At 29.0% G+C, this 713-nt stretch carries 2 protein-coding genes; both read left to right on the top strand.

The features are described 5' to 3' along the window. The first annotated feature begins 91 nt into the window (after positions 1 to 91). Positions 92 to 457, top strand: coding sequence for a hypothetical protein (locus EMP01_RS15465; protein WP_129022466.1), 366 nt, complete (start codon positions 92 to 94; stop codon positions 455 to 457). 68 nt (positions 458 to 525) lie between these two features. Further along, positions 526 to 713: hypothetical protein (locus EMP01_RS15745; RefSeq protein ID WP_237559553.1), on the top strand; the 188-nt coding region annotated here is incomplete at its 3' end.

Raw genomic sequence — 713 nt, 5'->3', positions numbered from 1 at the left:
TACAAAAGCAGACTTCGGCTTGCTTTTAGTATTTTTAGAGGATACTCTTATCCTTTAAGAAGGAAGAGAAATAAATTGATAACTATATTCAATGAAAAGAAAAAAACTGGATCAACTTTTTGCACTATTTTTTGTTTGTATATTAACCGTTTTGGCTTTTGCGTATTGCAATGAAAAGAATAAAAGAAGAAAGCAGCTTGAATTTTATAATTTAGAATTTTCTTCAAAAGTTGTTAGCTCGAATTCTTTTTATGGAAGATCTATTGAATTTCATCTGCAAAATGGCTTTACACTATATTTCCTGCCTCCCATAAATAATAGATTAATCATTGGTGATTCAATAGAAAAGAAAAAGATGAAGGAACGTATGAATATAATGTTTATAGACAAAGTGAGGGAAAGTACAGTTACTTTACAAAATACAACTCAGAATCCATTCAGTAAATCGGAACATTAATTAGAGATGTTGTTTTACAATAAGCTGCCCCGATCTACTAGGAGTAGTTGTACAAATTAGTTAATAATATGAGCTTACCGCATAGCAAATACTTAGTCATTATATTATGCATCACGTCCCCCGTTTTAGTAATCCTTTTTACAAGATATACTTTCAGAAAAGCGGTAACAGTTGCCATTAAAGATTTTATCATTCCATCTTTACAATCAAATGGATTAATTTTCATTGATTTTACCTTATTAAAAAATCAATTTAT

Source organism: Edaphocola flava (assembly GCF_004118155.1).
GTDB lineage: Bacteria > Bacteroidota > Bacteroidia > Chitinophagales > Chitinophagaceae > Edaphocola > Edaphocola flava.
Note: the sequence above shows the minus strand (reverse complement) of the source record. Positions and strands in the feature narration are given on the sequence as shown.

What these genes read in the sequence shown, in the direction of transcription:
- EMP01_RS15465 (WP_129022466.1), top strand. Translation starts at nt 92, where the DNA reads ATGAAAAGAAAAAAACTGGATCAACTTTTTGCACTATTTTTTGTTTGT.